This is a genomic window from Polaromonas sp. P4_F4, assembly GCF_056401355.1.
Genome location: NZ_JBFUJO010000001.1, coordinates 435,266 through 459,829, shown reverse-complemented (window position 1 = coordinate 459,829; position 24,564 = coordinate 435,266). Strand labels below are relative to the sequence as shown.

Below are 24,564 nucleotides of genomic sequence, written 5' to 3'. Positions count from 1 at the left end.
GCGATTTTAGTGCGCCGCGTCTGGATGACGGCTTGCCCATTGGGGCACCGCCTGCTGCAGCCATGCTGCCGGTGTGCCGGCTGCGGCATTGCCCTGCAGGCCCAGCAATTGACCGGCCTGCTGAAGCACGGCAAGCGGGTGGCTGGTGTCCAGCGGCTGGGCGCCGTTTTGTTTGGACAGCTTTTCGCCGTTGCGCCCCAGCACCAGGGGGGTGTGCAGATAACGCGGCTGGGGCAGGGCGAGTGCGCGTTGCAACAGGATTTGCCGCGCCGTGTTGTCGGCCAGATCCTGGCCGCGCACGATGTCGGTCACGCCCTGGGCTGCGTCGTCCACCACCACGGCCAACTGGTAGGCCCAGAGGCCATCTGCGCGCTTGAGCACAAAATCGCCGACTTCGCGGCTCACGTTTTGCGCCTGGCTGCCCAGCAGCCGGTCTTGCCACACCACGTCGCCACCTTCTTTTGCGATGGCTATTGATGGAACAGCGCGTTGTGTCTGAGGGGATCCTGCCAGCGGCATGTTTTCCCGAGGTGTTTCCGTGAGGAAGCGCCAGGCGCGGGCAGGACGGCCGTTCAGGCCCTGTCGGCAGGTGCCCGGATAAACCAGCTCGCCGTGGCGTGCCCGCGCTTGTCCGCTGGCCGCAAGTGCGCGTGCAATGTCCTGCCGCGTGCAGGCGCAGGGGTAGGCCAGGCGCCGTGCCACGAGCTGATCCAGCGCGCTTTGGTACAAGGCGCTGCGCTGTGACTGGTATACCGGTGCTTCATCGGGCAGCAGCCCGCAGGTTGCGAGCTGCGCAAGAATGGTCTGGTCCGCACCCGGCACACAACGGGGCGTATCGACATCTTCGATGCGCACCAGCCACTGCCCGTGGTGAGCGCGGGCATCGAGCCAGCTCGCCAATGCCGCTACGAGCGAACCTGCATGCAGCGGGCCGGTTGGCGAAGGCGCGAACCGGCCAATGTAGGGGGCTCCCACGCCGGGTCACTCCGCGTGCTGCGCTGTGCCGGCCATGGGTATCGGCTAGGCGATAGCCAGGGCCATTTCCAGGCCTGACAGGAAGCCGTCTTCAACCCGGTGGCCCAGGCACCAGTCGCCGCAGGCGCCAATGCGGGATTTCGGGTCCCAGGCATGGCTCTTTCCCAGGGGCTCGATGGTTTGGGCATGGCGCCAGCGGTGCACCACGGCGTGTGGCGGCTGCGCCCGTATGCCGGTGACTTCCGTGAAGGCCTTGAGCAGTTTGGCTTTCACGCGTTCGGCGTCGTCTTCCAGATGGCGTTCCGACCATTCCGGGCTGGCCTGGACGGTCCAGCGTTCGATCGGGCTGCGCCCGGGCTTGGAGGACTCGCGGGCCAGCCAGGCGATGCGGTGGTGGGTGCTGCGCGCCGCATTCCAGTGCGGGCCCAGATGCGACAGTGTGGGCTGGAGGGCTTGCGGAAAAGCCAGCATCAGGCTCCAGCAGGGCGCCACGCTGACGTCGGCCATCGCCGCCCTCAGCGGTTTGCCCTGTTGTGAGTTCAGCAGCAAGCCATCGGCCTGCGATGAGGGCACGGCCAAAACCACAGCGTCAAAGCCCGAGTGAACCCGGTTGCTGGCGCCAGGGCCGTCGGTCTGCAGCTGCCAGCGCTCCGGGTGCAGCCTGTCGGCTTCCAGCCGGACCACTTCGGTTTCAAGCACCAGTTTACCGGCCGCTGCCAGGGGCTCGGCCCACCGGCGAACCAGCGCGTTCATGCCGGGGGTGGCAACCCAGTGGGCTTCCTTGGGCGGCAGCGAAGAGGCCACGACGCGGCCCAGCTCATCGAGAATGCGAACGGTATTGGCGCTCCAGGGGCGTACCAGCCCGGGGACTGTGGCCAATGCTTTTTCAAAGCGCGCGTCACGCACCGTGAAGTACTGGGTGCCGTGGTCGAATCCACCAAACTCGCTGTCCCGGGTGGCCATGCGTCCACCCGCCCCCTTGCTTTTCTCGAAGACAGTAACCTGGTGCCCGGCTTGTGTCAGCGTGCGCGCACAGGCGATGCCGGCGATGCCGGCACCCACCACGGCGATGTGGCGCTGTTTGAATTTTTCAGGTGAAGCAGTGCGGGATTTCTTTGTCATGTCTCTCTACTTTTTCTGGTTGGGTGAAAGGGGTGTTTGACTCGTCCATCCATCGGTTCAAAAATTCATTTACAGCGCAACCATAAACGAAATCCATAAGCGCACTCTACACGCAGGCGCGGCCAGCCGGCCTGCAGGGCACGGTTTTACAACGGTTTTAAATGGATTGCTCGCGTTCCAGCAATGCTTTGCGGGTGGTGGGATGGTCCAGTTGCCCCAGCCACCACTGCAGGGCACGTCCTTCGCTGCCGGTGGTGCGGCGCCAGGCGTAGCTCACAGGCACCAGGCGCGCCGCCCGCTGCATCCTCTTTTCCACCAGCCGGCCCGTGGCGATGTGGGGCCGCGCCAGGTATTCCGGCAAAAACCCTCCGCCCAGGCCGCGCAGCTGTGCGTCGAGTTTTTCCTGCATGCCCGGCACGGTAAATATGTCCTGGCCGCCTAGCAGGCCCATTGTCACGCCGCTGCCCCGCTGCACCGAGTCGGCGACAGCCACGGCGCGGTGCGGCATGAGCATCGCGTCCGTGATGGGTTCCGCGGCCTGGGCCAGCGGATGATGGGGTGCCACGGCGTAGACGAAATGGATGGTGCCCAGTGGCCTGCTCTGCAGCGCCTTGCTCGGCGCCGGCTTGGTATCCACGTTGATCGCGACACCGATGGCCAGGTCGGCCTGGCCTGAGGTCAGGGCTTCCAGTGTGCCGGACAAAGCCTCTTCACGTATCCGCAAGCGGGTGGGCGGGTCCAGCGCAAAAAATGCCTCGCACAGCTCCATCACGGTGGTGCGCGAAATCACGCTATCGACAGCCAGCGTGAGCTCCGGTTCCCAGCCCGTTGCCACGCGCTTGACGCGATTGGCCACCGCATCGAGTTCAGCCAGCAGGCGGTTGCCTTCGCGCAGCAGTTCCTTGCCGGCTTCGGTCAGTCTGGCCTGTCGCGACGAGCGGTCAAACAGCAGCACATCGAGCGCATCTTCCACCTGGCGAATCCGGTAGGTCAGGGCGCTGGGCACCACGCCCAACTCCCGGGCGGCGGCGGCCATGCTTCCGGTGCGGTGCACGGCACCGATCAGTCCGATGGCTTCGGGGGTGAGGGCATCACGGACCGCAGTGTTAATCATTGGGCTCTAAAGGTTCAAATAATTTGAATGATGCCATCAAATGAAAGCAATTGCCAGGAGGGTTCTGGCTCTTACATTGGAGTCATTGCAACGCACTCAACGCACCTTGAAAGGAGCACGGGATGATGACCTTAAGAACTTCCAGCGAACGAGGCTATGCCGACCACGGATGGCTTAAATCGTTTCATTCCTTTTCGTTTGYCGGCTACTACGACCCGGCCCACATGGGTTTTGGCAACCTGCGCGTCATCAATGAGGACCGCATTGCGGCGGGCAGGGGCTTTGGCACGCACGGCCACAAGGACATGGAAATCATCAGCTATGTGCTGAGCGGCGAGCTGGCGCACAAGGACAGCATCGGTAACGTGAAGGGCATCCCGCCCGGTGATGTGCAGCGCATGAGTGCCGGCACCGGCGTGCAGCACAGCGAATTCAACCATGCCGAAGGCCAGACCACGCACTTCCTGCAAATCTGGATCGAACCGAACGTGACAGGGATTGTCCCCAGCTATGAGCAAAAAACTTTCCCGGAGGCCGAGAAGCGCGGCGCACTGCGCCTGGTGGCCTCGCCGGACGGCGCGCAGGGCTCTGTCATGATCCATGCAGATGCCAGCATTCGTGCGGGCCTGTTTGACGGTGACGAAGCTGCCACACTGGCGCTGGATCCGTCGCGTAAAACCTATGTGCACCTGATCCGGGGGCAGCTTGAGGTGAACGGCCAGCTGCTTCGCTCGGGTGATGCTGCCGCCCTGCAATCGGAAAGCCAGTTGCGGCTGGGCCGGGGGCAATCGGCCGAAGTTCTGGTCTTTGATTTGGCGCCTTGAGACGCTGCAAGACTAAAAGTATCAAAGGCAAGGTTCAATGTGATAGCGCTTGCCTATCATGATTTTTTGATCCATCATTTTCTTCATTTTTCTTCATTTGCTTTTCTAATTAAATAAGGACTCACCATGTTTGCATCTCTCCAAAATCCTTTGTCGCTGATTGGCCGCGTCTTGCTGGCGTTGCTGTTCGTGCCTGCGGGTTTCAGCAAAATCGGCGGCTTCGCCGGCACGACTGGCTTCATCGCATCCCAGGGCGTTCCTTTTCCCGAAGTGGCCACCGCGGCAGCGATTGGTGTCGAGCTGGGCCTGGGGCTGCTGCTGCTGGTGGGCCTGCAAACCCGCTGGGCGGCGCTTGGCATGGCCCTGTTCACGGTCGTGATCACCTTTGTCTTTCACAAGTACTGGGCGGTGCCGGCTGATCAGGTCATGATGCAGCAGCAAGCCTTCTTCAAGAATATTGCCGTGGTGGGTGGCTTGCTCACGGTGGCAGCATGGGGTGCGGGTGCCTGGAGCCTGGACGCCAAGCGCGCGGACTAGTCATGGCCCCTGCCACGGCGGGTGTAGAGCCCCGCCATGGCAGTTGATTTCCGGATTCTTCCTGATTTATTCACCTGCTTTCTTCAACGAGGACAAGAATGCCGAAAGTCGTAGTGCTCTACCACTCCGGGTATGGCCATACCCAGCGCATGGCGCAGTCGGTGGCGGAAGGTGCCGGGGCTGAACTCCTGGCCATCGACGCCGATGGCAACCTGCCCGACGGTGGCTGGGAAATCCTCGATGCGGCAGATGCCATCATCATGGGCTCTCCCACCTACATGGGAAGTGTCAGCTGGCAGTTCAAGAAATTTGCTGATGCTTCTTCCAGGCCCTGGTACACGCAGGCCTGGAAAGACAAGCTGTTTGCCGGCTTCACCAACAGCGCAGCCCTCGATGGTGACAAGATGTCGACACTCCATTACCTCTTTACCCTGGCCATGCAGCATGGGGGTATCTGGGTGAGCCATGGCATCTTGCCCAGTACCGGCAAGGCCGCACAGCGCAACGATGCCAATTACCTGGGCTCCTACAGCGGCGCCATTGCCCAGACACCGTCGGATGCCGGCGCCGGCGAGATGTTTCCGGGTGACCTGGAAACGGCCCGGAGCCTGGGCAGGCGCGTGGCCGAGGTGGCGCTAAAGTTTCAGCGTTAAAGTCAGGTACGCATCAGCTTTTTTGGCGCTGGCCTTTCGTTTTCAGCTTACCTTTCATTCGTACAGGAATTCCTCATGTCCATCGAACTGCAACGCGACCGCTCGGCGGCAATGGCCCAGAAACTCAGCATCCGCAGCCATGCGCTGATGGTCGATGGGAGCGTGGCCGAAGGCGGCGCCGACATCGGCCCCAGCCCGCACGATTTGTACGATGCAGCGCTGGGCGCCTGCAAATCCGTTACCCTCATGTGGTACGCCCGCAAGAAAGGGATTCCGGTCGACGACATCCATACGCTGGTAGAGCGCGACGACTCCGGTGAACGCAGCGGTGTGTACCGCCTGGCGACCACCTTGCGGATCCGGGGTGATCTGACGGAAGCCCAGTTGCAGGAGTTGCAGGCCGTTGCGCAAAAATGTCCCGTCCATAAACTCATGACCACCGTCACCACTGAAATCACAACCGCTGTGGAGAGACTGTCATGAGCGTGCAACTCAAGCTGACCGGGCACAACAAGGACCTGGGCGGAGGCTTCCTGGTGCGGCGCCTGCTGCCCGCGGGGCGGCGGCAGTCCGTGGGACCGTTCATCTTTTTTGATCACTTCGGCCCGGTCACGGTACAGCCGGGCGCCGGCCATGATGTGCGGCCGCATCCGCATATCGGGCTGGCCACGGTCACTTACCTGTTTGAAGGCGCGATGATGCACCGCGACAGCGTGGGCTCTGTTCAGCGCATTGAGCCGGGTGCGATCAACTGGATGACGGCCGGTCGCGGCATTGTGCACTCCGAGCGCGCTCCCGAGGATTTGCGGAGCAAGACCTACGTGAACCACGGCCTGCAGCTGTGGGCCGCCTTGCCCCAGGCGTATGAAGAAGCGGCCCCGGACTTCTCGCACACGCCTGCGTCGGCCATTCCTGCGGTGTCGGTCGATGGGGCTGACGTGCGGGTGCTGATTGGCGAGGCGTTTGGTGCAACATCGCCGGTCAGGACATTTTCCAAAACCATTTACCTGGATATCCAGCTCGCGGCAAATGCGACACTGCAATTGCCGGCGCTGGCCGAGGAGCTTGCGATTTATCCTGTGGATGGTGATGTGACGGTGGACGGCGAGCCGGTTGCGGCGGGTACTCTGGCCACGCTGGCGGCGGGTGCTGGCGCGACCATCAGCAGCGGCGCGCCGGCGAGGTTGGTCGTGATAGGCGGGGAGCCGCTCGATGCCCCCCGGTTTATCTGGTGGAACTTTGTCTCCAGCCAGAAGGCGCGCATTGTGCAAGCCAGTGATGACTGGGAGGCTCAAGCCATGGGTCATGTGGGCGGGGAAACCGAATTCATTCCCCTGCCTGAACGAAAATTCGCCGCCAGTTAGGCGCTGCCTTTTCGCGGCTTTTTTTGCATGTACCTTGCACGTACTTTGCGCGTATCTTGCACGTAAGATGGCGCGATGAAAATCTTCGCGCTGCTTCCCTGGGGTGACTGGCTGGCCATCGTCTGGTTTTTCTCGGGCTGGATAGGCTATGCCTGGTTTGCCCGGCATTACGGCGTGCAACGGCCTTCGCTGCTGCAGACCACCAACCGCTACCGGCACTACTGGCTGTTGCAGGCCACCGCCCGCGACCCGCGGGTCATCGACGGAATCATCACGCAAAACCTGTCGAGCACGCCGGCCTTTTTTTCCTCAACCACCATCATCATCATCGGCGGCCTGTTCGCGCTGCTGGGTACGACCGACAAGGCGACGGAGCTGGTGCGGGAGATCCCGTTTGCGGTCCGGACCTCTGTGCTGATTTTTGACCTCAAGGTCATCATGATGGTGGGCGTGTTTGTGTACGCTTTTTTCCGCTTCAGCTGGTCCATGCGCCAGTACACCTTTGTCGCGCTGGTGATTGGCTCCATGCCGTCGCCGCAGGAGTTTGAACAGGGCAAGTTTGACCGTGAAATGTTTGCCCTGCGGGCCAGTCGCCTGGTGGGGCTGGCCGCCGAGACCTTCAACGACGGGCTGCGCGCCTATTACCTCAGCTTTGCCATCATGGCGTGGTTTTTCTCCACCATTGCCTTTGCATTGGCCACGGCTGTGGTGCTGCTGATTCTCTACAACCGTGAATTTGACTCCGACGTGCTGGGCGTTTTGCGGGAATAAGTAGCCCCCACGCTTGCCACTTCGTGTGCTGCGCTGCCCCCCGAGGGGGCTGTGCTTGCTTGGGGCGGCCCTGCGCGGCGCACGGCCCGGCGGAGAATTTTCTCTTCGTTGAAACTCTCAGGTGATGTCGCGCGCCAGCCGCAGGCCGCTGAACTGCCATTGGGCATCGGGCGGGAAAAAGTTGCGGTAGCTCGCGCGAATATGGCTTTGCGGCGTGGCGCACGAGCCGCCGCGCAGCACAAACTGGTTGCACATGAACTTGCCGTTGTATTCGCCCACCAGCCCCTCCCAGGGTTTGTAGCCGGGGTAGGGGTTGTAGTTGGACTGCGTCCACTCCCAGACATCGCCAAACATCTGCGCGGGAGCGCCCTGGCTGGGCTGCTGCAGTGGCAAGGGGTGGTAGGCCGCATTCTCGACAAAGTTCCCCGGCCGTTCGCCTGGCGGCGCGGGGAGGGCGCGGGCCGCCGCTTCCCATTCAAACTCGGTGGGAAGCCGCGCGCCAGCCCAGCGCGCAAACGCATCGGCCTCAAAGTAGCTCAGATGGCACGCGGGGGTATTCGAGTCTACTTCCACCAGCCCTTGCAGCGTGAAGTTGCGGTAGTTGGCATCCGCGTGGGTATCGGGGAGATCGCCCTGCCAGTAAAGCGGTAAACGGCGCTGACCGGCTTCCACCCAGTCCCATCCCATGGACAGCCATAACTCGGGCCGCTGATAGCCGCCATCGGCGATGAAGGCCATCATTTCCCCATTGGTCACCAGCCTGCTCGCCAGCTCAAAGGGGGCAACATGGACGCGGTGACGCGGTATTTCGTTGTCAAACGCAAACCCGCCATCCCGTCCGGTGTCAAAGCCGTGCTCTGTCAGGCCGCCGGCGTAGCCATGCCAGCGCAGCGGCTGGGGATGGATGCCGGCCAGCGGCCAGCGTCTGGCATAGGCGGGCCGCTGCGGATTGAAGGACAGGGCATGCTTGATGTCGGTGAGCAGCAGCTCCTGATGCTGTTGCTCGTGATGCAGGCCCAGCGTGACGAGTTGCGCGAGTTCGCCCTGGCCGGCCCGCCGGCCTGCAGCCAGCACGTTCAGCACACGTTCATTGACCTGTGCACGGTAAGCCAGTACTTCCTCAAGCGAAGGGCGGCTGATCAGGCCGCGCTGTGGCCGCGGGTATTTAGCCCCAACGCCGTTGTAATAGCTGTTGAACAGCACGCGGAAGCCAGGATTGAAAGGTGTGAAGCCCGGCTCGAACCTCTCCAGGACGAAGGTCTCAAAAAACCAGGTGAGGTGCGCCAGATGCCACTTGGCCGGGCTTGCCTCCGGCATGGACTGGAGCTGGCAGTCTTCAGCGCTTAGCGGCTGTATGAGAGCCTCGGTCTGGGCGCGGACCTGCTGAAAGCGCTTTTCCAGATCGGAAGCCGGCGTGACGGTGCGAAGCACGGGTTGTGAGGGAGTCATGGGTTATCGCCTTGGGGGTGATTTCCGCAGCTTTCCATAGCTTGCCCCCGTCAGCTGTCAGACAAAGCGCCGACCTGCACCCGGGGATTGAGCGCCGGATCCAGGGCCCGGCGTTCGTCAAAGACAAAACACTCGCCCTCAAAGTGGGCGTGGCCGCTTTCCTCAAAATACTTCAGGATGCCGCCGTCGAGCTGGTAAACATGCGCCACGCCTGCCTCCTGCATGAGAATCGCGGCTTTTTCACAGCGAATCCCGCCCGTGCAAAAACTTACAACGGTTTTGTCTTGCAACTCTTCACGGTGATCCAGCAAGGCTTGCGGAAACTCGGTGAACTTGTCGATGCGCCAGTCGATGGCATTCCTGAAGGTGCCGACATCGACCTCAAACGCGTTGCGCGTGTCCAGTGTCACCACGGGGCGACCCTGGTCATCGTGCCCGCTGTCCAGCCAGCGCTTGAGCGTGGCGGCGCCAACGGCTGGTGCCCGGCCGGCAGAAGGCCGGATAGCCGGGTGATTCGTGCGGATGATTTCAGGCTTGATCTTGATCAGCAACTTGCGAAAGGGCTGTCCTGCGGACCAGCTTTCCTTGGTTTCCAGGCCATGAAAACGGGCGTCGGTTCGCAGCCATGCCAAAAAATCATGAATGTCGGTGCGGCCGGCGGCCAGAAAGAGGTTGATGCCTTCTTCCGCGAGCAGCACGGTGCCCTTGATGCCGCGCGATTGCGCGGCCGCCAGCACCCCTGCCTGCAGCTCGGGCAGGCCGTCCAGCGCGACAAATTTATACGCTGCAATGTTCAGAATTTGCATGATGCGGCTAATTGTAGGCAAGGCGCGGGCGGGCAATGGGGGTATTGGCGAAATGGGCGGTGGCCCCAGCCCTAAAATGAAGCACATGTTTGTCCATTTACGTATCCACACCGAGTTTTCAGTCGTCGACGGGACCAACCGCATTGATGAGATTGTTCAGGCCACCGCGGCCGACCAGCAGCCGGCACTGGCCATTACCGACCTGAGCAACCTGTTCGGCACGGTCAAGTTCTACAAGGAAGCCCGTGGCGCCGGGGTGAAGCCTTTGATAGGTGCCGACGTCTGGGTGCAGGTTCCGGGAAAAGATGCTGCGACGCCTGCGGCCCGCCTGCTGCTGCTGGTGCAAAGCCACAGGGGTTACCTCAATCTGTCGGAGCTGCTCACGCGCGCCTGGACCAAAAACGTGGTGCGCGACCAGGCCGTGATCAAGCTGGAGTGGCTTGAAGAACTGAACGAGGGCCTGATTGCGCTGTCGGGCGCCCAGGGTGGCGCCGTGGGCCAGGCCTTGCTTCAGGGGGACGACGCACGGGCGCTGGAGTGCGCCCTGCACCTGGCGGGTCTGTTTCCCCACCGCTTTTACCTGGAGCTGCAGCGCGCCCAGCGTCCGGATGACGAGCGCCATGTGGCGGCGGCCGTCCAGCTGGCTGCCCGGCTTAAGCTGCCGGTGGTGGCCACGCATCCCGTGCAGTTCCTCACCTACGACGACTACGAGGCGCACGAGGCGCGTGTCTGCATTGCCGAAGGTGAAATACTGGGGAACACACGCCGTGTGCGCAAGTTCACGCGCGAGCAATATTTCAAGTCGGCAGCGCAAATGACGCAGCTCTTTGCCGATGTGCCATCGGCGCTGGCCAATACGCTGGAAATTGCCAGGCGCTGCAACCTCAAGCTCGAGCTGGGCAAGCCCATGCTGCCCGACTATCCGACGCCGGAAGTCGATGGTGTGCGCCTGCCCATTGATGCCTACTTTCGCCATGCCTCGTTCGAAGGGCTGGAAGAGCGCCTGGCGCACCTGTACCCTGATGCGGCCTTGCGCGACCAGAAGCGGCCGGGCTATGTCGAGCGGCTGGAGTTCGAGATCAACACCATCCTGAAGATGGGGTTTCCGGGCTACTTCCTGATCGTGGGCGATTTCATCAACTGGGCCAAGAACAACGGCTGCCCGGTGGGGCCTGGCCGCGGCTCGGGTGCGGGCTCGCTGGTGGCCTATGCCCTGAAGATCACCGACCTCGACCCGCTGCAGTACAACCTGCTGTTCGAGCGTTTCCTGAATCCTGAGCGGGTTTCCATGCCCGACTTCGATATTGACTTTTGCCAAACCAACCGCGATCGCGTGATTGACTACGTGAAGGACAAATACGGCAAGGAGGCGGTGAGCCAGATCGTGACCTTCGGCACCATGGCGGCGCGCGCCGCCATTCGGGACGTGGGGCGTGTGCTGGATTTCCCGTACGGGTTTTGCGACGGCATTTCCAAGCTGATTCCCAACAAGCCGGGCCAGCACATCACGATTGAAAAGGCCAAGGAGGCCGAGCCGATCCTGGCCGAGCGCGAGCGCAAGGAAGAAGACGTACGCACCCTGCTGGAACTGGCGCAAAAGCTGGAAGGCCTGACCCGCAACGTCGGCATGCACGCCGGGGGCGTACTGATTGCGCCGAGCAAGCTGACCGATTTTTGCCCGCTCTACGCCCAGCCCGGCAGCGACTCCGCGGTGAGCCAGTTTGACAAGGACGACGTGGAGGCCATTGGCCTCGTGAAGTTCGACTTCTTGGGTCTGGCCACCCTCACCATTCTGGAAATAGCGCGGGAATTCATCATCCAGCGCCATCCGGCGCAAAAGAATTTCAGGTTCGAGGACCTGCCGCTGAACGACCAGAAGGTGTATGCCCTGTTTGGCAGCGGTCAGACCGAAGCCGTGTTCCAGTTTGAAAGTATCGGCATGCAGCGCATGCTCAAGGATGCCAAACCCAACCGGCTGGAAGACCTGATCGCGATGAACGCGCTCTACCGCCCCGGGCCGATGGAGCTGATCCCGACTTACATTGCGCGCAAGCAGGGCAAGGAAGAACCGGAATACCCCGACCCACGCGTCAAGCCCATCCTGGAAGAGACCTACGGCATCATGGTCTACCAGGAGCAGGTGATGCAGACCGCGCAGATCCTGGGCGGCTATTCACTCGGCGGCGCCGACCTGTTGCGCCGTGCGATGGGCAAGAAGAAGAAAGAGGAGATGGATGCCCAGCGCGAGGTGTTCCGCAAGGGCGCCGGCGAGAACGGCCTGACGCTGGAAAAAGCCGACGAAGTCTTTGACCTGATGGAAAAGTTTGCAGGGTACGGCTTCAACAAGTCGCACTCTGCCGCCTACGCGCTGCTGGCCTACCATACGGCCTGGCTCAAGGTGCACTACACCGCCGAATTCTTTGCGGCCAATATGACCGTGGAGATGGACGACACCGACAAGCTCAAGGTGTTGTTCGGCGATGCCCAGAAAATGGGCATCCAGTTTGAGTCCCCCGACATCAACCGCGGCGACTACCGGTTCGAGCCGATCAGCGCCACATCGGTGCGCTATGGCCTGGGCGCTGTCAAGGGCACCGGCCAGCAGGCGATTGCGGCGATCGTGGTGGCCCGCAAGGAAGGCGGCCCCTTCACTTCGCTGTACGACTTCTGCGTTCGCGTGGACCGCAGCAAGTTGAACAAGCGCACCGTGGAAGCGCTCATCAAGGGGGGGGCGTTTGACAACCTGCATCTGAACCGTGCCGAGCTGCTCGCGTCGGTCGACCGTGCCTTCGAGTTTGCCGCCGCCACTGAAGCCAATGCCAACCAGGGCGGACTGTTTGACATGTCCGACTCGCATGCCGCCAGCACCCAGGAGCCGGCGCTGGTCGAGGCGGTTCCGTTCGGCGTGAAAGCGCGCCTGGTGCTTGAAAAAACCGCCATCGGCTTTTACCTTTCAGGCCACCTGTTTGACGAGGTCGAGACCGAAGTGCGGCAGTTTGCCAAGCGCAAGATTGAAGACCTGATTGACTCCCGAGAGCCACAGCTGCTGGCCGCCATTCTCAGTGATTTGCGGGTGATTAACGGCAACCGGGGCAAGCTGATAATTTTCAAGCTCGACGACAAGACCGATGTGCTGGAAGCCTCGGTGGACGAGACTGTCTTCAACGCCAACCGCAACCTGCTGAAAGACGACGAACTGGTGATTGTGCAAGGCACGCTGCAGGGCGCTTCCGAGCGTTTCGGGCGGCGCTTCAAGGTCACACAGGTCTGGGACCTTGAGACGGCGCGCTGCAAGTTCGGCAAATATTTGCGCGTGGCGGTCAATGGCGCAGCGCCCGATATTTCGAGGCTGGTTCGAGACTTTCCACCGCGCCCCGAAATGACGGAGCAGGGGGAACTGAAGCGCGGTTTACCGGTGCGCCTGAGCCTGCGCCGGCAAGACGGCAGGGTGGGCGCCACCGCCGAACTTCATCTGGGTGAAGCCGCCCGGTTCTTTCCGACCGATGCCGCGCTGGCCAGCTGGATGGCGCAGGCCGACCGGGGGTTGGTGCAGATTGTTTATGAGTGAAAAAAGGCCTGAGCCGAACCGATGCAAGGACAGTAAGCTACTGTATTGATAGCGGTCGTCGGTCGTCGTACCGACATGCGGGCCTGTGCCAGGCCAGCGCATGCTAGCCCTTGGGCCTGAATTCCAGAATCATCGGAGTGGGAACCCGCCCGTCGTCGTCGCGCGGCAGGGTGCCGGTACGAATGATGGCTTTGATCACCGCCTCATCCCAAGCCTTGTTGCCGCTTGACTTGACCAGCCGCTGACCGAGGATGACGCCGTCGGGTGTGCTGCGCACTTCAACTTCGGCCGTGGGGTTGCCGGCAATATCTTCGGTGAACACCACATTGGGCAGGACCCTGGCCCTGACCTTTCCGGCGTACCCGGCAGACGGTCCGCTGGATTTTTGGCCTGAACCTTTGGCGTTGGCGTCACCCGTGGCGCCAGCCAGTCCCATCATGCGGTTCAGTGCATCCTGCCGTTGCTTTTGTGCCAGGGCTTCAGCCTGTTTTTTCTTCTCCAGGTCTTTGGCATCCTGCTTTTTGGCTTCAGTTTTCTGGGCTTCTTCAGCGGCTTTGCGCTTGGCCAGTTCTTCCTTGGCCTTTTGCTCTTTTTCTTTTTTGGCCTGCAGCTCGGCTTTCAGTTTTTCCTGCAGCTTCTGCGCCTTCAGCATCTCGGCTTCTTTTTGCTGCTGTAGCAACTTGCGTTTTTTCTCTTGCTCCAGGGCAATGTCCACATTCGGTGTGGGTGGAGCCACCCTGGCTTCCGGCGCTTTGGGCTCCGGTGGCGGCGGAGGTGGTGGCGGTGTTTCGACCAGCTTGGGCGCCGCCTCCTGCGGCACACTGGACCACAACTCGGCTTCAAACGAGGCGGCCCGGTCACTGCGTTTCCAGTGAACGCCCCAGGTCAGTGCGGCCATCAACAGGATGTGGGCAAGCAGTGCCAGGGCGAAAGCGCGCAAGTAGCCCGCATCGCGAGGCGGGCCAAACTCAAGGCGGTCTGCAGCGCTGGGCATGGTGAAGTTGGTGAGGATAGTGGAGATGGTGGATATGGTGAGGAGGGTAGGTTTGAGCCGGCTTGGGGTCAGTTGCTGGTTTGTACCGACAGGCCAACCCGCGACACACCGGCCTTCTGCAGGTTGTCCATGACCTGGACCACGGTTTCGTACTTGATGGACTTGTCGGCACTGATGACGACCGGGACCGCGTCTGCGCCTGCCGCCTGGACGGCCGGCTCCCGCTTCACGATGTCGGCGGCCACGTTGCGCACGTTGCTGGGCAGGGCGTCCGTCTTGATCCTGATCTGGACCTTCTCGTCCTTGCCGATCTCGATCTGCACCGGATTGGGCGGTTTGCTGCTGGCCTTGCCAACCTTGGGCAAGGCAATCATGCTGGGCGTGATCAGCGGTGCGGTCACCATGAAGATGATGAGCAGCACCAGCATGACGTCGATAAACGGCACCATGTTGATCTCGCTGATGGTGCGTCGGCCGCGGCCGCGGGAAGTGACAGCTGGCATGGCGATCTCCTAGGCGGACGGCCGCCGCGAAGGGCCGCCCCGAGATAAATTGGCCCCCGAGGGGCTGGAGCCTGCGGCTCCAATCCTGCTTGAGCAGGATTGGACAGGCGACAGAGGCGAAGCGTCTGGCGAGCCGCGGCCTGCAAGGCCTCGCGCATTACACGAAGTGAAAAGCGTGGGGGTCAACATTTCAGTGGCCCGAAGGCGACTGGGCGCCCAGGTTGCGCTGCAGGATGTTGGAAAACTCCTCGATGAAGGTTTCCAGCCGGTTCGCTACGCGGTCAATGTCATGGGCGAATCGGTTGTAGGCCACCACGGCTGGAATGGCAGCAAAAAGGCCGATGGCGGTGGCCACCAGTGCTTCGGCGATGCCGGGGGCTACCGTGGCCAGCGTGACATGCTCCAGGGCCGCCAGTCCGGTGAAGGCGTGCATGATGCCCCAGACCGTGCCGAAGAGGCCGACATAAGGGGAGACCGAGCCGACAGTTGCCAGAAACGACAGGTTGACTTCGATGGCATCGAGTTCGCGCTGGTAGCTGGCGCGCATTGCCCGGCGCGCGCCATCCAGCAGCGTGCCCGTGTCGGCGATGCGGCGCTCGCGCAGTTTCTGGTATTCACGCATGCCGCTGGCAAAAATACGCTCCATGGCACCCGAGTGCTTGGCGTTTTGCGCGGCCCCTGCAAACAAATCATTCAGGCTGGTGCCGGACCAGAACTCACGGTCGAAGTCGTCGTTGAGTTTCTGAACCTTTTTAAGCGCCACAATTTTCCTGAAAATCGCGGCCCAGCTGGCTATGGAAACGCCAACCAGCAGCGCCACTACCAGCTGGACGACCCAGCTGGCGTTGAGGATGAGGCTGACAATGGAGAGGTCTTGGTTCATGTTGAAGCTTTGCCCGGTTTTAAGCTGTCAGGAAAGGAAGCAGGAAATTATCGATTCGGGTATGCGCGCGGGCTTGAGGCTGGCGGCCTCGACCCAGCCAATCCTGATCGTGCCTTCACAAAGCAAGAGGGGCGATTGCCCGGCCGCCTGCTCTGTTTTCAATAGCGCCTGCTGTCTGATTATCAAAGACGCGCGGCCTGTTTCGACCATGCATGCCGTAACAATCAGTTCATCGTCGAGCCGGGCAGGGCGGTGGTAGCGGATCTGGGTGTCGCTCACCACAAACATGCCCCCCGTGCTGTCCTTCAGGCGCTGCTGTTCAATGCCCAGTGATCTGAGCCATTCCGTGCGCGAACGTTCAAAAAATTTCAGGTAGTTGGCGTAAAAAACGATGCCGCCGGCGTCGGTGTCTTCCCAGTACACCCTGAGCGGCCATTCGAAGACCTGTCGGAGCTGCGGTTGCCGCAACCCCTCGACAGGCTCGGGACGAACGAATGCGCTCATGCCAGCAAGGTCCTGAGCCGCGCCACTGCTTCCCGCAATTGCTCCATGGAGTTGGCGGTTGAGAAACGCACAAACTTTTCCGGTGCTGCCTGTCCGAAGTCGCGTCCGGGCGTGACGGCCAGATGCGCGCGCTTCATCAGCTCGAACGCGAGGTCCCAGCTGCCGCTGACGCCCAGTCGCGCGGCGGTTTCCGTGCAATCGGCATACGCATAGAACGCCCCGTCCGGCATGACCGGAACGCGCAGGCCCAGCCCGTTGAGTTCTGGAATGAAGTAGTCACGGCGCGCCTTGAATTCGGCGCGGCGGCGCTCGTATTCCAGCAGGCTGTCGGGCTCAAAGCAGGCCAGCGCGGCATGTTGCGCCACGGTGCTGGCGCAGATAAAGAGGTTTTGCGCAATGCGCTCCACGACGGGCGCCAGTGCCTCGGGCACCACCAGCCAGCCCAGCCGCCAGCCCGTCATGTTGAAGTATTTGCTGAAGCTGTTGATGCTGACCACACTTTGCCCCAGCTCGCCGGGCATGGCCAGCGCGGAATGCCCGAAGTGTTCTTCATAACTGAGGCCCAGATAGATCTCGTCAATCAGGGTCACGCCGCCCTGGCCATGCACAAACTCATGGATGCGCTGCAGTTCTTCAGGGGCAATGGAGGTGCCCGTCGGGTTGGAAGGCGAGGCCAGCAGCACGCCGCGGGTCTTGTCATTCCACGCCGCCTGTACCTTCTCGCGCGTGAGCTGAAATCGCTCCTCGGCTGTGGTTGGAATCAACACCGCATTGCCTTCCGCCGCGCTGACGAAATGCCGGTTGCACGGATAGCTCGGATCGGGCATCAGGATTTCATCCCCTACCTCGATGAGTGCCAGGCACGCCAGCTGCAGCGCCGCCGACGCACCCGCCGTAACGATGATGCGGCTGGGCGCCACCTGGACACCAAAGCGCGAGGCGTACCAGCCGCTGATGCGTTCGCGCAAAGCCGGCAAGCCCGTCGCCTGCGTGTACTGCGTGGTGCCCCGGGCGATGGCGCGTGCGGCTGCTTCCTGCACCAGCGGCGGGGCCGTGAAGTCCGGCTCGCCGATGTTCAGGAAGATCATGGGTTTGCCGCTGCCGGCAAATTCCTGGGCCAGCGCCGAGGCTGCCTTGGCAACCTCCATGACGTAAAACGGCTCAATCCGCTGAGCCCGCTGGGCGATTTTCACGGCAAGCCTTTCATGGTCAGCAATTTATTTTGTCTGGTCAGCGGCGACTTCGGCGGCGCGCAGGGAGGGCGCCATTTTATGCAGAACCCCGTTGACGTATTTGTGCCCGTCGGTGCCGCCAAACGCCTTGGCAAGTTCGATGCACTCGTTGATCACGACGCGGTAGGGAACGTCCAGGCACTGCCTGAATTCGTAAGCACCCATCCAGAGCACGGCATGTTCAACCGGTGAAATTTCGGCCATGGGCCGATCCAGCAGGGGGGTAATGACCGCGTCAAGGGCGCTGGCGCCCTCAATGCAGCCATGCAGCAGCGCATCGTAGTGCGCCGAGTCTGCCTTGTGGAAACCGACCAGGTCGCGGGTAAAGGCATCAATCGAGTCGGCGTCGTTACGGCCCACCAGGTGCTGGTACAGCGCCTGCAGGGCGAACTCGCGCGCTCGGGTGCGGGCCGATTTGTCGGCTGCTTTTTTGACACCCGTGTCGGTCAGGCCGGTGCGGATTTGGGGTGGTCGTTTGGGTTTGTTGAGGGGTTCAGCCATGAAGCGCCGGTTGGTAATAAATGTTTTCTGGAACTGGGCTTACGCAAGCTCGTCCAGCAGATTGGCCATTTCGACGGCAACGCGCGCCGCATCACGTCCTTTTTCAACCTGGCGCACCTCGGCCTGCGCCAGGTTCTCGGTTGTCAAAATCGCGTTGGCAATCGGTAACTGGTAGTCAAGCGCCAGGCGTGTCACGGCCGAGCCGCTTTCGTTGGCCACCAATTCAAAGTGATAGGTCTCACCGCGAATGATGCAGCCCAGGGCGATCAGGGCATCGTATTTGTCACTTTCGGCCATGGCCTGCAGCGCGCAAGGCACTTCGAGCGCGCCGGGAACCTTGACATGCTTGATGTTTTTTTCTTCCACGCCCAGGGCTGCAAGCTCCTGTTTGCAGGCTTTGGCGAGGGCATCGGTGACGCTTTCATTGAAGCGCGCCTGCACAATGCCAATGGAAAATTTCCTGCCGTCAAGCTTGTCAATCGAACCTTTTTCTGCACCAAACACAATGAGCTCCCTTGATTGAATTATTGAATGAAGTTATTGAATTACTGAGTGATGTAGCCGACGATCTCCAGGCCATAGCCGGTCATGCTGGGCATGCGGCGCGGGTTGCCCATGAGGTTCATTTTGTGCACGCCGCATTCGCGCAAGATCTGCGCGCCGATGCCGTAGGTGCGCAAGTCCATGCGGCCGCGTTCGGGTGCCTGGCTGGCACGGGCGGTGCCTTCAAACTGGGCCAGCAGCTGCGCCGCGCTTTCACCGCAGTTCAACAGCACGGCCACACCTTTGCCTTCCCTGGCGATATGGCTCAGGCTCTGGTCCAGGCTCCACGAATGCATGGAACGCTGGACCTCCAGCGCGTCGAGGACTGACAGTGGCTCATGCACCCGCGCGGCGACGGTATCGTCCGCCGACCACTGACCCCGGACAAGTGCCAGGTGCAGGCCCTGGCTGGGTTTATCCTTGAACGCATGTACGGTAAATTCGCCGAACGCGGTTTGCAGCGTGCGGTTGCCAATTTTCTCGATCAGCGACTCGTTGCGGCTGCGGTGCTCGATCAGGTCGGCAATGGTGCCAATCTTCAGCCCGTGTTCAGCGGCAAATAACAGCAGGTCCGGCAGGCGGGCCATGGTGCCGTCGTCCTTCATGATCTCGCAAATCACGGCGGCCGGTGAGCAGTCGGCCATGCTCGCCAGGTCACAGCCCGCCTCGGTGTGGCCAGCGCGCATCAGAACGCCGCCATCGACAGCCTGGAGCGGAAAGATGTGGCCGGGCTGCACCAAATCGCTGACCTTGGCGTTTTTGGCTACGGCGGCCTGTACCGTGCGAGCCCGGTCAGCGGCAGAAATACCCGTGGTGACGCCTTCGGCCGCTTCAATGGACACGGTAAAGGCCGTCGAATGCTTGGTGCCGTTACGGGTAGCCATGGGGGGTAATTGCAGTAACTCGCAGCGTTCGCGCGTCAGTGTCAGGCAAATCAGGCCACGACCGAAGCGGGCCATGAAGTTGATGGCCTCTGCGCTGACGTGGTCTGCTGCCAGAACGAGGTCGCCTTCGTTTTCGCGGTCTTCTTCATCGATCAGGATCACCATGCGGCCGGCGCGCATGTCGGCAACGATGTCTTCAACAGGGGAAATTACAGTGGTCATGGTCAGCTTTTTCGGGGTGAATGGGTGTCTTTGAGCATGCGTTCAACATAGCGCGCGATCAGGTCGATTTCCAGATTGACTTGGGAGCCCGGCGCCAGTTGGCCCAGTGCCGTGTTTTGAACGGTGTGGGGGATGAGGTTGATGCTGATTTCGCTGCCGCCGGCATCGTCGTCCGTCAGGTCCACGACACGGTTCACCGTCAGGCTTGCTCCATTGACGGTGATGGAGCCTTTGTAGGCCAGGTATTTGCTCAGTTCCCGGGGCGTGCGGATGCGCAGTTCCCAGCTTTCGCCGACCTGGGCAAAGTGCGTCACACGGCCAATGCCATCGACATGGCCGGAAACAATATGCCCACCGAGGCGGTCATTTGCGCGAAGGGCTTTTTCCAGGTTGATGATGCCGGTTTGGGTCAGGCCGCTGGTTTTGGCAAGGGATTCGGCGGAGACGTCGACGCAGAAGCGGTTGTTGGCGCTGTCCAGTGAAGTCGCGGTCATGCAGGCGCCGTTGAGGGCAATGCTGTCGCCCAGACCCACATCGTCGAGATAACCCGCGGGTGTTTCAATGGTCAGTTGCTTGCCATGGTCTGAAGAGCTGCCCAGGCTATGGATGGCGACGATGCGCCCCATGCCGGTGATGATTCCGGTAAACATCCCGCCATTTTCGCAGGGAATCGAGCCATTGCGCCCCGAAAGGGCACTAAAGGCCTGGAAAAGAGCGCCTGAACACCAGATTCCCGGGTATCTGCGCGGCGTTAGAACCGGTCCCGTCCCGCGACGCGGGCGAGTACACGCAAATCGACACCTACCCTCTCGGTGGAAAGAAATTCCAGCGGGATTCCGTCAGAAAGTTGTTGCAAGGGGCCAAAAGAAGCCATGCCATGGCCAGCGCCGAGCAGTTTCGGGGCCAGGTAGACCAGGAATTCGTCGATCAGCCCTTCCCGGAGCAGGGAGCCGTTGAGCTTGTGACCTGCCTCAACGTGCACCTCGTTGACTTCACGCTGCGCCAGATCGCGCAACATGGCGGCCAAGTCCACTTTGTCCGGCGTTCCGGTTTGCCGGCCGGGCAAATAGATCACGGTGGCTCCGCGCTCTTCCAATGCAGTCTTCCTGGCATCATCCGGCACGGCAGCATAGACATAAATCGTGCGGTTACCTGTGAAAAGATTGGCGTTCAATGGCAGTTGAAGCCGGCTGTCCACCACCACCAGATGGGGCTGGCGAGGCGTGGCAGCCAATCTGACATCCAGGCGCGGGTTGTCTTCAAGGACCGTGCCGATGCCGGTGAGGACGGCGCTGGCACGTGCGCGCCAGGCATGCCCGTCCGTGCGTGCCACTTCCGAGGTAATCCACTGGCTTGCGCCATTTTCCAGCGCTGTTTTGCCATCCAGCGATGCCGCAATCTTCATGCGTACCCAGGGGGTTTTGCGGATCATGCGGCTGAAAAATCCGATGTTGAGTTCCCGCGCTGCCAAAGCCACGGGATTATCCGGGTTGAGCACGCTCACTTCGATTCCCGCCTTCTGCATGCGCGCGATACCCTGTCCCGCCACCAGGGGATTAGGATCCTTCTGCGCCACCGCTACCCTGGCAATGCCGGCTTCAATCAATGCATCGCAGCATGGGGGGGTGCGGCCGTGGTGGGAGCATGGCTCCAGCGTGACGTAAGCGGTAGCGCCGCGCACATCGAAGCCCGCCGCACGCGCGGCCCGCAATGCCATGATTTCTGCATGCGCCTCCCCCACGCGCTGGGTATGGCCCTGTCCCAGTGTGCGGCCGTTGGTATCCACGATGATGCAGCCGACGCGGGGGTTTGGATCGCATGCCAGGGTGGCTTGCACGGCTTGCGCGGCGGCTTGCTGCATGGCAGTCTCTGAAGGAAAAGGAGTGGGCATAAACCTGTTTTTACCATTTGTCCGGATGGACCGACCATTTGTCTGCTGCTGCTGGCGGGCGATGGTGGGGCTGCGAATAATCCGGGCATGAAGGAAAAACTTTTGATGCGATGCTTCCGGCAAAGGGGCTTTACCCTGATAGAGCTCATGATCACTGTGGCCGTGATCGGCATTCTGGCTGCTGTGGCCTATCCTTCGTACACCCAGTACATCGTCAGGGCCAACCGCTCTGCGGCGCAGAGCTTCATGTTCGCTGTGGCCAACAAGCAGGAGCAGTACATGCTGGATCGCCGTTACTACGCGGGGGGAGCTACTGCGGTGACGGACTTGAGCATGACGGTGCCTGCGGATGTGTCAAGCAAATACACCATCACTGCCATCTGCACCATGCCCACGGCCGTCGGAAATTGCACGGCATTGGCAGGCATACCGACTTATGTCATCACCGGTACACCGATTGGCGCGCAGTTGACCAACGATACCAAGTGCGGCACCCTGACCCTCAACCAGTTGGGCGCCAAAACGCCTGGCACTTCCGGTTGCTGGTAAGAGGAACTCGCAATGCAATCCAGGTCCCGTGGCTTTACCCTGATCGAGTTGCTGGTGGTGGTCACCATCGCGGCCGTGATGTTGGGCTTGGGCATGCCTTCGTTCAAGAACTTTGTTGCCGGGCAGCGTGTGAAGACGGCGGCTTCGGATTTTTCAAGTGCCGCGGTCTATGCGCGTTCCGAGGCCATCAAGCGCAACGCAGAGGTCGGCGTGCTGGCTGCTGCAGGCGGCTGGAAGGACGGCTGGAGCGTCAAAACCGGTACCGTCACGCTGAATGTGCAGGCGGCCTATCCAGCGCTGACGATGACGAGCGCTGTCACCGAGATCGTTTATCTCGGCAGCGGCAGGCTGAAGGAGCAGGCGCTCGCGTCGAGCCTGCAAGTCGCGGGCGAGGGCGGCAGCCCGGCGCGCTGTGTGTCGTTCGATCTGAGCGGCTTACCCAAAAGCAGACTGGGAAATTGCTGATGAATCCTACCTTCAGGCAACGCCAATCCCAGCGGGGATTCGCCCTTATAGAGGTGCTTGTGACGCTGGTCATCCTGATGCTGGGTCTGCTGGGGCTGGTCGGCCTCATGGTGCAGAGCCAGCGGTCCCAGATGGAGTCCTATCAGCGTGTGCAGGCGCTCGTGGTGATCCAGGACATGGTGAATCGCATGAATACCAACCGCAAGGCCGCGGTTTGCTATGCGGTCACCACGGCGGCGAATGGGGCCCCTTTCTTGGGGACAGACTCTGCTGTGACGCCTACGTGTACCGTAGGAACGGCAGAACAACAGAGTCGAGCTGTTCAGGATTTGACGGAGTGGAATAACCTGTTGCTGGGAAGCGCCGAGAAGTCCGGTACAAGTGATGTGGGTGCCATGCTGGGTGCACGCGGGTGTGTCAGTGTTGTATCTCCCGGGGTGTACCAGGTCAGTGTCGTGTGGCAAGGTAACGGTAAAACAGTGGCGCCTGCGGGCGTGACCTGTGGTACGGGTCTCTATGGGGATGAGGCACAGCGCAGAGCGGTCACTGTCCCCCTTCAAATTACCAGTTTGAGTTGAGATGCCGCACATGAAACCGACCCCATTCCCGAATCCGCGTCCCCGTCCCTTGCAAGGGCGGCGCCATCAGCGGGGCATGACACTGATGGAGTGGATGGTCTCCATCACCATCGGTCTTATCCTGCTCACGGGCTTGGCGGCCTTGATCGCCCGGCAAAGCGGCACCCAGGCGGAACTTGAAAAATCGAGCCGGCAGATCGAGAACGGACGTTATGCCATGCAGCTTTTGCAGGATGACATTCAGCTCGCTGGCTACTATGGAGCGTTTTCCGCTGTGTCTACCCTGGCCGTCCCGGCCTCCCTGCCCAATCCCTGTCTGGTTGCGCCTGCCGACCTGACCAGTGCCGTGCCGTTTGCAATCCAGGGCTACGATTCCCCGGGGGCTTCTTTGCCCGCGGCATTTGCCGACTGCCCGTTGAATGCAGCGAATCACTTAAGTGGAACCGATATCCTGGTTCTGCGGCGCGCCGATCCTGAAGTGGTCACGGGGGCGCTGGTGCCGGGGCAGGTTTATCTGCAGGGCGGCTTGACCGCGTCCGGGCTTGAATTCGGCTATGTGGTGGACAAGGCAACCACCACATCGGTCGATACCGGGGTCTTCAACCTGAAACTGAAAGACGGCATTTCAACCGCCCCCCTTCGCAAGTACCTGGTGCATATTTATTTCGTAAGTCCCTGCAGCGTACCGGCTTCGGGTTCGAATTGTTCAGCCGCCAATACGGATGATGGCGGTGTGTCCGTGCCGACGCTCAAACGTCTGGAGCTATCCGTGCAGGGAGGTGTTTCGAAATTCCTGACGACTTCGCTGGTTGAAGGTATCGAGACGATGCAGGTTGATTATGGGTTCGACTCGACCGGTGACGGTGCCCCCGATAGTTATGCGAAGGATGCGGCGGCGGTGGCGGATTGGGCCAATGTGATGGCTGTGAGGCTTAACCTGCTGGCGCGCAACAATGAACGCTCAGCCGGTCATCAGGATACGAAAACCTACAACCTGGGCCTGGAAGGCACGACGGCTGCGACCAATGACGGTTTCAAGCGCCGGGTATTCAGTCAGTTGATCCGGGTGGTCAACCCGAGTTCACGGAGGGATCAATGAATTCCCCGAAAAACGAGAGGGGGGCCACCTTGCTGGTGAGCATGATCATGCTGGTGGTGCTCACCCTGCTGGTGGTGTTCAGCATCCGGTCCGGCAATATCAATCTTCGCATTGCCGGCAATATGCAGTCCCAGGCGGAAGCCGCTGCTGCGACCCAGCAAGTCATAGAACAGGTGATCGAGCAGATCAAGGGCACTGAAAACATCGCCCTGATCCCCGGGCAGTCGGTGGTGGTTCCCATGGGAGCAACAACTTATACGGTAAAGGTCGAACCCATCACCAAGTGTGCTGTGGAGATTCCCGTGCTTAATTCATCATTGGATCCGACCATCGCGAATGACATCCCCTGCTTTGAAAGCCTGGATGAGGACAAACCGATCAAGGTCGATGGCACGCTGGCGACCAAGCCCTCGGCTTGCAAGTTGCAGCAGTGGGACATCCAGGCGGGTGTGACAGATGGTGCTACGGGCACGAAAGTCACCCAGGTTCAGGGAATCGCCGTCCGGGTGCCGGCAACGGTGGATTGTCCATAA

The 24,564-nt window shown here is 61.3% G+C and carries 27 protein-coding genes; 12 read left to right on the top strand and 15 right to left on the bottom strand.

Translation table 11 applies throughout. The annotated features are described in order from the left end of the window. Nucleotides 1–6 precede the first annotated feature (6 nt). The 3 genes from gluQRS to AC1DUR_RS02155 all read right to left on the bottom strand — a co-directional run bounded on the left by gluQRS (nucleotide 7) and on the right by AC1DUR_RS02155 (nucleotide 3,211). On the bottom strand, nucleotides 7–975 hold the full coding sequence (gluQRS, locus tag AC1DUR_RS02165) for a tRNA glutamyl-Q(34) synthetase GluQRS (protein ID WP_477717141.1): 969 nt from the start codon (nucleotides 973–975) through the stop codon (nucleotides 7–9). Between the two features lie 45 nt (nucleotides 976–1,020). Beyond that, nucleotides 1,021–2,097 (bottom strand): NAD(P)/FAD-dependent oxidoreductase, encoded by a 1,077-nt coding sequence (locus AC1DUR_RS02160; protein ID WP_477717140.1) that lies wholly within the window; start codon nucleotides 2,095–2,097, stop codon nucleotides 1,021–1,023. A gap of 157 nt (nucleotides 2,098–2,254) precedes the next feature. Beyond that, nucleotides 2,255–3,211 (bottom strand): LysR family transcriptional regulator, encoded by a 957-nt coding sequence (locus tag AC1DUR_RS02155; RefSeq protein WP_477717139.1) that lies wholly within the window; start codon nucleotides 3,209–3,211, stop codon nucleotides 2,255–2,257. Nucleotides 3,212–3,333: 122 nt separating this feature from the next. On the opposite strand from AC1DUR_RS02155, the gene AC1DUR_RS02150 reads away from it, so the two are divergent. From AC1DUR_RS02150 to AC1DUR_RS02125, 6 genes are all read left to right on the top strand, one after another. Beyond that, complete coding sequence (locus AC1DUR_RS02150; protein WP_477721092.1) at nucleotides 3,334–4,035, top strand: pirin family protein; 702 nt, start codon at nucleotides 3,334–3,336, stop codon at nucleotides 4,033–4,035. Nucleotides 4,036–4,161: 126 nt separating this feature from the next. Further along, a complete protein-coding gene (locus tag AC1DUR_RS02145; protein ID WP_477717137.1) occupies nucleotides 4,162–4,572 on the top strand; it encodes a DoxX family protein in 411 nt (136 codons plus the stop codon). A gap of 98 nt (nucleotides 4,573–4,670) precedes the next feature. After that, entirely contained in the window at nucleotides 4,671–5,225 is a 555-nt protein-coding gene (locus tag AC1DUR_RS02140; protein ID WP_477717136.1) for a flavodoxin family protein, read from the top strand. A gap of 75 nt (nucleotides 5,226–5,300) precedes the next feature. Further along, nucleotides 5,301–5,708: an OsmC family protein gene (locus tag AC1DUR_RS02135; protein WP_477717135.1), complete on the top strand. Its 408-nt coding sequence runs from the start codon at nucleotides 5,301–5,303 to the stop codon at nucleotides 5,706–5,708. Further along, complete coding sequence (locus tag AC1DUR_RS02130) at nucleotides 5,705–6,589, top strand: pirin family protein (RefSeq protein ID WP_477717134.1); 885 nt, start codon at nucleotides 5,705–5,707, stop codon at nucleotides 6,587–6,589. The genes AC1DUR_RS02135 and AC1DUR_RS02130 overlap by 4 nt, the downstream gene beginning before the upstream one ends. Nucleotides 6,590–6,664: 75 nt before the next feature. After that, on the top strand, nucleotides 6,665–7,360 hold the full coding sequence (locus tag AC1DUR_RS02125) for a DUF599 domain-containing protein (RefSeq protein ID WP_477717133.1): 696 nt from the start codon (nucleotides 6,665–6,667) through the stop codon (nucleotides 7,358–7,360). Between the two features lie 117 nt (nucleotides 7,361–7,477). Here the strand turns inward: AC1DUR_RS02125 and egtB are convergent, their stop codons facing one another. Both egtB and AC1DUR_RS02115 read right to left on the bottom strand, forming a co-directional pair. After that, nucleotides 7,478–8,809: an ergothioneine biosynthesis protein EgtB gene (gene egtB, locus AC1DUR_RS02120; protein ID WP_477717132.1), complete on the bottom strand. Its 1,332-nt coding sequence runs from the start codon at nucleotides 8,807–8,809 to the stop codon at nucleotides 7,478–7,480. 50 nt (nucleotides 8,810–8,859) lie between these two features. Next, a complete protein-coding gene (locus tag AC1DUR_RS02115; RefSeq protein ID WP_477717131.1) occupies nucleotides 8,860–9,615 on the bottom strand; it encodes a sulfurtransferase in 756 nt (251 codons plus the stop codon). A gap of 85 nt (nucleotides 9,616–9,700) precedes the next feature. Between AC1DUR_RS02115 and dnaE the strand changes: the two genes are divergently transcribed. Further along, nucleotides 9,701–13,183: a DNA polymerase III subunit alpha gene (gene dnaE / locus AC1DUR_RS02110; protein WP_477717130.1), complete on the top strand. Its 3,483-nt coding sequence runs from the start codon at nucleotides 9,701–9,703 to the stop codon at nucleotides 13,181–13,183. Nucleotides 13,184–13,286: 103 nt separating this feature from the next. Here dnaE and tolA read toward each other — a convergent pair whose 3' ends face one another. The 10 genes from tolA to ribD all read right to left on the bottom strand — a co-directional run bounded on the left by tolA (nucleotide 13,287) and on the right by ribD (nucleotide 21,340). Beyond that, a complete protein-coding gene (gene tolA, locus AC1DUR_RS02105; RefSeq protein ID WP_477717129.1) occupies nucleotides 13,287–14,177 on the bottom strand; it encodes a cell envelope integrity protein TolA in 891 nt (296 codons plus the stop codon). Nucleotides 14,178–14,245: 68 nt separating this feature from the next. Next, nucleotides 14,246–14,680 (bottom strand): ExbD/TolR family protein, encoded by a 435-nt coding sequence (locus AC1DUR_RS02100; protein WP_477717128.1) that lies wholly within the window; start codon nucleotides 14,678–14,680, stop codon nucleotides 14,246–14,248. A gap of 190 nt (nucleotides 14,681–14,870) precedes the next feature. After that, complete coding sequence (tolQ, locus tag AC1DUR_RS02095) at nucleotides 14,871–15,563, bottom strand: protein TolQ (RefSeq protein WP_477717127.1); 693 nt, start codon at nucleotides 15,561–15,563, stop codon at nucleotides 14,871–14,873. A gap of 27 nt (nucleotides 15,564–15,590) precedes the next feature. Continuing rightward, nucleotides 15,591–16,067: a tol-pal system-associated acyl-CoA thioesterase gene (ybgC, locus tag AC1DUR_RS02090; RefSeq protein ID WP_477717126.1), complete on the bottom strand. Its 477-nt coding sequence runs from the start codon at nucleotides 16,065–16,067 to the stop codon at nucleotides 15,591–15,593. Then, nucleotides 16,064–17,260, bottom strand: a complete 1,197-nt coding sequence (locus tag AC1DUR_RS02085) for a pyridoxal phosphate-dependent aminotransferase (RefSeq protein WP_477717125.1) — start codon at nucleotides 17,258–17,260, stop codon at nucleotides 16,064–16,066. The genes ybgC and AC1DUR_RS02085 overlap by 4 nt, the downstream gene beginning before the upstream one ends. A gap of 24 nt (nucleotides 17,261–17,284) precedes the next feature. Continuing rightward, complete coding sequence (nusB, locus tag AC1DUR_RS02080) at nucleotides 17,285–17,800, bottom strand: transcription antitermination factor NusB (RefSeq protein ID WP_041388839.1); 516 nt, start codon at nucleotides 17,798–17,800, stop codon at nucleotides 17,285–17,287. A gap of 39 nt (nucleotides 17,801–17,839) precedes the next feature. Next, nucleotides 17,840–18,304, bottom strand: coding sequence for a 6,7-dimethyl-8-ribityllumazine synthase (gene ribH, locus AC1DUR_RS02075; protein WP_477717124.1), 465 nt, complete (start codon nucleotides 18,302–18,304; stop codon nucleotides 17,840–17,842). Nucleotides 18,305–18,345: 41 nt separating this feature from the next. After that, nucleotides 18,346–19,449 carry a bifunctional 3,4-dihydroxy-2-butanone-4-phosphate synthase/GTP cyclohydrolase II gene (ribBA, locus tag AC1DUR_RS02070; protein WP_477717123.1) on the bottom strand — a complete coding sequence of 368 codons (1,104 nt, stop codon included), beginning with the start codon at nucleotides 19,447–19,449 and terminating at the stop codon, nucleotides 18,346–18,348. Between the two features lie 2 nt (nucleotides 19,450–19,451). Further along, nucleotides 19,452–20,099: a riboflavin synthase gene (locus AC1DUR_RS02065; RefSeq protein WP_477717122.1), complete on the bottom strand. Its 648-nt coding sequence runs from the start codon at nucleotides 20,097–20,099 to the stop codon at nucleotides 19,452–19,454. Nucleotides 20,100–20,200: 101 nt separating this feature from the next. Then, nucleotides 20,201–21,340: a bifunctional diaminohydroxyphosphoribosylaminopyrimidine deaminase/5-amino-6-(5-phosphoribosylamino)uracil reductase RibD gene (ribD, locus tag AC1DUR_RS02060; RefSeq protein ID WP_477717229.1), complete on the bottom strand. Its 1,140-nt coding sequence runs from the start codon at nucleotides 21,338–21,340 to the stop codon at nucleotides 20,201–20,203. A 147-nt stretch (nucleotides 21,341–21,487) separates the two neighbouring features. Here ribD and AC1DUR_RS02055 point away from each other — a divergent pair, with 147 nt between their 5' ends. The 5 genes from AC1DUR_RS02055 to AC1DUR_RS02035 are packed head-to-tail and all read left to right on the top strand — an operon-like array spanning nucleotide 21,488 to nucleotide 24,564. Beyond that, nucleotides 21,488–21,889, top strand: a complete 402-nt coding sequence (locus tag AC1DUR_RS02055) for a type IV pilin protein (protein WP_477717121.1) — start codon at nucleotides 21,488–21,490, stop codon at nucleotides 21,887–21,889. 12 nt (nucleotides 21,890–21,901) lie between these two features. Further along, on the top strand, nucleotides 21,902–22,354 hold the full coding sequence (locus AC1DUR_RS02050; RefSeq protein ID WP_477717120.1) for a GspH/FimT family pseudopilin: 453 nt from the start codon (nucleotides 21,902–21,904) through the stop codon (nucleotides 22,352–22,354). Next, a complete protein-coding gene (pilV, locus tag AC1DUR_RS02045) occupies nucleotides 22,354–22,932 on the top strand; it encodes a type IV pilus modification protein PilV (RefSeq protein WP_477717119.1) in 579 nt (192 codons plus the stop codon). Before AC1DUR_RS02050 ends, pilV begins: the two co-directional genes overlap by 1 nt. A 1-nt stretch (nucleotide 22,933) precedes the next feature. Next, a complete protein-coding gene (locus AC1DUR_RS02040; RefSeq protein ID WP_477717118.1) occupies nucleotides 22,934–24,031 on the top strand; it encodes a PilW family protein in 1,098 nt (365 codons plus the stop codon). After that, nucleotides 24,028–24,564 carry a hypothetical protein gene (locus AC1DUR_RS02035; protein ID WP_477717117.1) on the top strand — a complete coding sequence of 179 codons (537 nt, stop codon included), beginning with the start codon at nucleotides 24,028–24,030 and terminating at the stop codon, nucleotides 24,562–24,564. The genes AC1DUR_RS02040 and AC1DUR_RS02035 overlap by 4 nt, the downstream gene beginning before the upstream one ends.